This is a genomic window from Burkholderia sp. HI4860, assembly GCF_002223045.2.
Classification (GTDB): domain Bacteria; phylum Pseudomonadota; class Gammaproteobacteria; order Burkholderiales; family Burkholderiaceae; genus Burkholderia.
The window spans coordinates 3,233,658-3,239,933 of record NZ_NKFO02000001.1; the positions used below are offsets into that span (position 1 = coordinate 3,233,658).

The window sequence follows — 6,276 nt, forward strand, 5'->3', positions numbered from 1 at the left end:
CCTCTCCTTCTCCATCGCCACCACGTCATCTGAGTTATTTTCAATATAGCCGGCCAAGCACGCCACTATGCTTTTGTTTTTCAATCTTTCACCTATAAAATCAATCAATTGACGCCTAGCACCTCCCCCTCTCTTTTGAACATATCATTTGCAGTCTGACGACTCCAATCCGTTACGAGCGCCGCCACCCTTTCCTTGCCCTCATACAATACATTTACCCACCCACCAAAAATCTCCGAAGGAATGGAAAATTTCCCAACGGATAAGAATCCGCTGTAGTCCGTTGAATTTGAATTATTTTTTTCAAAATAAACCAAAAAATAAGACATCACGATTCCTATTTTTTCGGATAGAAGATATGCGCATCCCCGCTCACACCTTCATGATTATTTGGATGAACGTGCGGCAATCTTCCTTCCGTACTGCCAGTAGCCCTGTCCGGGTGAGCATCATGCTTCATCAATATGCCACATGCACACCGCTTACCCAGGCTTATAGCTTCACCACGATTGTCTGCATACACGTCTCCGCCTCTCCGCACACGAGAAATTGCTTGCTTGTCGGTAAGATCTCGCCCTAATTTGACTCGCTCAGCAGTTCGCGTCGCGACTCGGTAGCCCATTAAACCAAGCGGATCGATCCAGGTCGTTGGGTCCGGCACGTATATATATGCGTTGGTACCGCCTCGCAGACCAATCGGATCCTTGCTAACGAACCGCCCACTACCCGGATCGTAGTACCGATGCGGCTTGTAGCGCAGCCCCGTCTATATGCTACGAACCCGAATCCCATATCACGAAGGATGACAATCGCGGCGCACAGTATCGTAACCGCATCGCGTCTCTGCGTAGTTCGTGGCGCGCCTTTAGCGGCAAGGCGCGACGGCGCCCGCTGTGGGTTGAAAGGAGCAAAAACTGCTCTGAGTCGTACTCATAGCGGCTCAATCGGCGTACGAAGCTTCATGTCCTTCTTTACCCCTATCAGATACTTATCCACCTTCGACACCTTGATCTCATCCAAGGTTGCCGGTCGCCATTCACATTCATCATTCCAGGGCAGGTCAGGGCTTAACGCCTCACTCGTAAGCTCATATCGCTTCCCATAATTTGCAAATCGTCAATTTCAAGCCGATTCTCTTGCGGAAGTGGGCCAACCAAATAAAAGCCAAGTTCAGCGATTTCGCGCTCCAACCGATCTATCTCTACAAAGAGTTGATTGTTTGCGGCTTGCTCAAATTCCGTGAAGAGTTGTTCATACGAGCAGAAATGCGGATCAGGGGCAAAGTTTCCGAGCATGACTATCCCATCGGCAGAAGTCACTGTGACCTCTCCTGCAAAATCTCCACTGCCATCGTTCAAATAGAACTTCATCATCGTGGGCACCCTGTGGTTTTCCCAAGTGCTTCGGGCAACCCCTTGAGGTTCTCATCGCTGAAGCCGTCTGCGCCGCCAGGATGAATGATTCGAGCATGATTTGGAAATTTATTAGTCGGGTCCTCAATAACATCGAACCCAACTCCTCGGATGGCATCTGCCATACCTGATGCAACAGTTTCTGTTGCCTTCTGCAAACCGTAGCCTTCGGAAAGGCATCCCTCATCTGTTGAGCTGCAGCGCAGGGACAACAACCATGTAGGACGGATATACCAGGGGGATTGAGCTTCTTTTCCGGCTCTTTCAAGCGGAGGTTATCAATCGAATTACCCCCAATCCGATTGACCTTCGTGGCCCCAGGAAGAGGCTACCAGTCAGCCCAAGCGGATCGATCCAGCTTGTCGGCTTCGGCGCGTACTGCCACGCATTCGGCCCACCTTGTAGCCGATCGGATCCTTTGATATGAACCGCCATCCCCGGATCGTAATACCGATGCGGTTATAGTGCAGCCCGTCTATACGTCACGCTCCGCATCGCCCAAATCGCAACGAACGATGACTGTGGCACGGAATGCAACTCTCGTCATAGTCTCGTCACGACACGTCCCGATCGGCGGCACTCTTGCAGCGGTAGGGCGTTGAGGAATTACCGCAAGGTCGTAAGGCGCAACGTCGAACCAGATCGTACTCATACCGCTAGTCCGCCATCAAACGATTCTTTGTGCCGCGCCTCAATATTCCTCCGGGAAACGCTCTCAACAACCACGACGTTATGCATATAAAAAATCCGCTATCGCGAACGCCATCAGTTGCATCTTGTGCGAATCTAGCTGTATCGTAAAAATTCAGCGTGAACATCACCTCCTCAGAGGTTACGAGAACACCTCTCCAAAAATCCTTTTTCTTCATGCTCAAATTCTGCAGATCGTCATACCAACCAGGGTACTTAATTTCCATTTTACGCATTATTATACCTCTCACTTTACCTTGATATTCCCAGAGCACTTTTGTAGTCACCTTCTGCCATGGGATTTGCCGGCATTATTTCAAAGTGTGCGGGATCCTTACCCCGCTGAATTATTTTTCAAATCCTCCGAAACAGATTCAGAGTCAACCTCATGAGGTACGAATCCTCGACAGGAGCAACTATCCGGTTATCGAAAACAGATACTCCATGGGTAGGCTGGACATTGCCATCTCGCACCTTGTACTCTCCTGGCCTCGGTTCAAACGATGGCTTACTCCAGCCTTGGCTCCTCGATAATATTCGCCAAACCGTATGGATCGATCCACTGGACTGGGTTCGGCGCGTACTGCCACGCGTTCAGCCCACCTTGCAGCCGATCGGATCTTTTGATATGAACCGTCCGCTACCCGGATCGTAATACCGATACCGGTTGTAATGCAGACCCGTCTCATGATCGAAGTACTGCCCCTGGAAGCGGATCGGGTTCGAACACCCGCCTTGCGAGCCGCCTCGCTGATCACCTCCTTCGCTTCACCCCACGCTCGATAACGCGCGCTCCACGCAATCTCACCCTGCTCGTCCGTCACCTCCTGCGGCGTGCCGATCTGGTCACACTGGTAATAGCCGATCCGCCCAAACGCCACCGGCCGGTTCGTGCGACTCCACAGCGGGTCCCGGTCGATGTCGTAATGTTCATCATAGTCCGGCCGTCCGTGTATCCACGGATGAAGCTTCAAGGACGATGGATCGAGCACGCGGGATTCGAAGCAGGGCAGCGCGTAATGGTCAACGTCGAACACGGACCGTTGACCATTACCTCCGTATGAAAGAAAGTCCGCGCAAGCAGCTTTTCGTTCTTCAAATCACTTAAGATCTAAATTTTTTCCGACGTAATAGCCGGTCATCATATCGATTACATCCTCCAGAATGTCGGCATCCTCATCTCGATCGACACTCCTTAGAATCTGATCGACCTCATTAAATTCTTTCAATATGTCCAATTTTCCAACACCAGCATCATTCAAATCAATCACGAGCTGCCTTAGCGACTCCTCTGGGGAAGACTGAGAAAGTGCCACCTCAATTTTGTCTTTGATTGCTGGCTTCATTTTCGAAAACTCTTTTCCAAAGCGACTTAGTCTTCGCAAGACGAGTGGGTAACTCACATGCACAAACACCTTCCGCCGTTTTTATACTCGCATGAGTACTCACACCCTTCCCATCTTCATCATGTACCAATCCATGTTGTGCGAGATCGTCACTATCAATGCTGTACATTCCTGAATTCTTTTGGGTTCCCCCAAAATCAGCGGGACGACGATGAGGCTGAATGTTCTCGGGCACTAAGTCTGTCGACATTCCTGCTTCGCCTGGTCGAACACCGAGTGAATTTGCTGCGTTCATGCCATTTTCTGTCGGTCCAGAATAAACCACCGGGCCACCATCACTATCAACGGTCATTCCACGATAGAGTATCTTGCCCACCAGTCCCAACGGGTCAATCCACAGCACGGGGCTCGGCACGTATTGATAGACGTTGATGCCGCCCGCCAACCCGATCGGATCCTTGCTGATGAACCGTCCGCTACTCGGATCGTAGTACCGATACCGGTTGTAATGCAGCCCCGTCTCATGATCGAAGTACTGCCCCTGGAAGCGGATCGGGTTCCGAACACCCGCCTTGCGCGCCGCCTCGCTGATCACCTCCTTCGCTTCACCCCACGCTCGGTAACGCGCGCTCCAAGCGATCTCACCCTGCTCGTCCGTCACTTCCTGCGGCGTGCCGATCTGGTCACACTGGTAGTAACCGATCCGCGCAAACGGCACCGGCCGGTTCGTGCGACTCCACAGCGGGTCCCGGTCGATGTCGTAATGTTCATCATAGTCCGGGCGTTCGTGCAGCGGAATCCATCCCGCATGCGTCGCCTGCACCATCGGCACGAAGCTGTTCGGCTCGTACACATAGTGCGTCGTGCGGCCATTGCCACCATGCTCGCCCTTGCCGCTCTCCCACGCCAGCGTATCGCCGTCCATCCATATAGCGTCAGACCATACCCGTACTCCGCATTGAGCCGTGCCGTCTCGATTGCATGGTAGTCGCTACCGTCGAGCGAACTGACCCGAACCCGCGCATTCGATTCCTTCGCCATCCGCCGGCCTAGCGTCGTACCAGTAACGCACGCTCACCTTGACGGTATCGAACCGAACGAGCCGATCGAAGCCGTCCCACTCGAACCATGCCTGATCGCCATTTTTCCGACGTTCGATCAGGTTGCCGTATTCGTCCCACCTATAGTGCGTGCCCGCATACTCGCGTAGCAGGTTGTCCAGCAGCGCCGGGCGCCCCAGGATTCGACTCGAATACCCCGGTATGCCGCGTGCAGGATCAGCCTCGAAGTGCCGCGTCTGCGCGTCGTCCAGCAGGTTGCTCGCCGGATCGAATGCGAAGGTCTCCTCACCCAGCATGCCGGTGGCCGCCACGAGTCGACCCACCGGATCGTAGCGATAGGTCCGCATGCCGTTCTGCGTGTCCTCGATCCGTTCCAACTGACCCGCGCGGTCGTAGGTGTAGCTGCGCTGCATGAGCCGCTTTCCGCCCGGCGTTTCGCTCCGGGTCACTTCAGCTTCTGGCGTAGAAGCCTTCCCGCCGCATCGTATTCTTGCGTCTGGGTCAGGCCATTGCCCTGCACCCGCTCGATCTCGCGATGCAACGCGTCCCGTTCGATCTGCACCAGTTCCGTGTCATCGAGCAGCACGCCGTGCACATGGCCGCTGCCGTAGGTCAGAACCGCCACCCGGTGGCCGTCTGGGCGGATCGTCGCCACGCGCTCGTTCAGCACGTCGTATTCGTGGCGCCACACCGCGACACTCGCTTTCTTCAGAAAGCGGAAGTGCTGGTGTTCACGCGTGACATTGCCGGCTTCGTCGTGGAACCACTGCAGGCGGCTCGCGTCATTCTCCGCAAGGACCATCTGGCCGTTGCCGTTGTACGCGAATCGCTCTTGCTCGCCGTATTTCCACTGACGGGCGTCCGCGTCCCATTGCCCTGTCTGGCGCGACGTCAGCCGGCCAACCGCATCGAAGCCAACCACCGTGACCCGATGTCCCTTCTCCCCGCTCAGCACGTCTTGAAGCACACCCGAGGCCGGATCGTACCGGTAGCGGGTCGTCTTGCCATCGAAACCCGTTTCGGCCAGCAACCGGCCCACCGGATCGTACGCAAACGACGTCTCGCGACCGTTCTCGTTCGTCAACGCTTCCAGGCGACCCAGCTTGTCCCATCGATAACCCAGCGACTCGCCATTGGCACCCGTGCGCGCGGCGATCAGGCCCGCGCGCGTATAGCGCCATTCGGTTCGTCGCAGCAGCCCGTCTACGTGAGCCAGCAGCCGCCCTTCCGCATCCCGCTCGAATTGCTCGACGACGCCATCGGGACGAACCACTTCGGCCAGTTGCCCTTCGGCATAGCGATACTGCGTCACGCTCCCCGCTGCATCGGTGAATCGCTCCAGTTGCCCGCGTCCGTTGTACTGCCATCGGCTCGTCTTGCCCGAGCAATCGCTATATGACGTCAACTGGCCGGTCGGGCTGTAGGCAAGCTGCTTCTTTCCGCCCTTCGCATCGACGATTTCCACCGGCTGGCCGAGCGCGTTGTTGACGTATTCCGTCTTGTTGCCGAGCGGATCCCAGACGAACTGGATTTTCACGCGCGCGTAGCCGTCGATCCACATGGGCTGATTTTCCGGACCGACCACCACGGCGGTTTCCGGCCCGCATGGCGGCTTTCTCTGCAGAGGACTCCGGAAGACGGCATTCGCCGGCTGGACCACGAAATCGGTGACGCAGTGGTAGGGTTCGCCGCCCGTCGCCTGATCGTTGTTGCGAATCTCGACCCGCGCGGCAATCACCAGAAACTCAGTGTTGGTCGCCTTCTGCG

7 protein-coding genes and 2 pseudogenes are annotated in these 6,276 nt (G+C 55.4%); 1 reads left to right on the top strand and 8 read right to left on the bottom strand.

Going from position 1 to position 6,276, the window contains the following annotated elements; genetic code table 11:
- Nucleotides 1–104: 104 nt before the first annotated feature.
- From CFB34_RS14450 to CFB34_RS39045, 4 genes and pseudogenes are all read right to left on the bottom strand, one after another.
- Nucleotides 105–329 (bottom strand): hypothetical protein, encoded by a 225-nt coding sequence (locus CFB34_RS14450; RefSeq protein ID WP_242808618.1) that lies wholly within the window; start codon nt 327–329, stop codon nt 105–107.
- An 8-nt stretch (nt 330–337) separates the two neighbouring features.
- Nucleotides 338–760 carry an RHS repeat-associated core domain-containing protein gene (locus tag CFB34_RS14455; RefSeq protein WP_089442840.1) on the bottom strand — a complete coding sequence of 141 codons (423 nt, stop codon included), beginning with the start codon at nt 758–760 and terminating at the stop codon, nt 338–340.
- A gap of 307 nt (nt 761–1,067) precedes the next feature.
- Nucleotides 1,068–1,373, bottom strand: coding sequence for a hypothetical protein (locus tag CFB34_RS14460; RefSeq protein ID WP_143329515.1), 306 nt, complete (start codon nt 1,371–1,373; stop codon nt 1,068–1,070).
- A gap of 1,267 nt (nt 1,374–2,640) precedes the next feature.
- A pseudogene (locus CFB34_RS39045) lies at nt 2,641–2,968 on the bottom strand (RHS repeat-associated core domain-containing protein); the annotation flags it as partial.
- 96 nt (nt 2,969–3,064) lie between these two features.
- On the opposite strand from CFB34_RS39045, the gene CFB34_RS14470 reads away from it, so the two are divergent.
- On the top strand, nt 3,065–3,166 hold the full coding sequence (locus CFB34_RS14470; protein WP_242808584.1) for a SymE family type I addiction module toxin: 102 nt from the start codon (nt 3,065–3,067) through the stop codon (nt 3,164–3,166).
- Between the two features lie 36 nt (nt 3,167–3,202).
- Here the strand turns inward: CFB34_RS14470 and CFB34_RS14475 are convergent, their stop codons facing one another.
- The 4 genes and pseudogenes from CFB34_RS14475 to CFB34_RS14490 form a co-directional block, all read right to left on the bottom strand.
- Nucleotides 3,203–3,448: a hypothetical protein gene (locus CFB34_RS14475; RefSeq protein ID WP_089442842.1), complete on the bottom strand. Its 246-nt coding sequence runs from the start codon at nt 3,446–3,448 to the stop codon at nt 3,203–3,205.
- On the bottom strand, nt 3,420–4,373 hold the full coding sequence (locus CFB34_RS14480) for an RHS repeat-associated core domain-containing protein (protein ID WP_242808619.1): 954 nt from the start codon (nt 4,371–4,373) through the stop codon (nt 3,420–3,422). The genes CFB34_RS14475 and CFB34_RS14480 overlap by 29 nt, the downstream gene beginning before the upstream one ends.
- A 66-nt stretch (nt 4,374–4,439) precedes the next feature.
- A complete protein-coding gene (locus tag CFB34_RS14485) occupies nt 4,440–4,922 on the bottom strand; it encodes an RHS repeat domain-containing protein (protein ID WP_242808620.1) in 483 nt (160 codons plus the stop codon).
- A gap of 32 nt (nt 4,923–4,954) precedes the next feature.
- Nucleotides 4,955–6,276: pseudogene (locus CFB34_RS14490) on the bottom strand (hypothetical protein); the annotation flags it as partial.

What these genes read in the sequence shown, in the direction of transcription:
- CFB34_RS14450 (WP_242808618.1), bottom strand. Translation starts at nt 329, where the DNA reads ATGTCTTATTTTTTGGTTTATTTTGAAAAAAATAATTCAAATTCAACG.
- CFB34_RS14460 (WP_143329515.1), bottom strand. Translation starts at nt 1,373, where the DNA reads ATGATGAAGTTCTATTTGAACGATGGCAGTGGAGATTTTGCAGGAGAG.
- CFB34_RS14470 (WP_242808584.1), top strand. Translation starts at nt 3,065, where the DNA reads ATGAAGCTTCAAGGACGATGGATCGAGCACGCGGGATTCGAAGCAGGG.
- CFB34_RS14475 (WP_089442842.1), bottom strand. Translation starts at nt 3,448, where the DNA reads ATGAAGCCAGCAATCAAAGACAAAATTGAGGTGGCACTTTCTCAGTCT.
- CFB34_RS14480 (WP_242808619.1), bottom strand. Translation starts at nt 4,373, where the DNA reads ATGGACGGCGATACGCTGGCGTGGGAGAGCGGCAAGGGCGAGCATGGT.
- CFB34_RS14485 (WP_242808620.1), bottom strand. Translation starts at nt 4,922, where the DNA reads ATGCAGCGCAGCTACACCTACGACCGCGCGGGTCAGTTGGAACGGATC.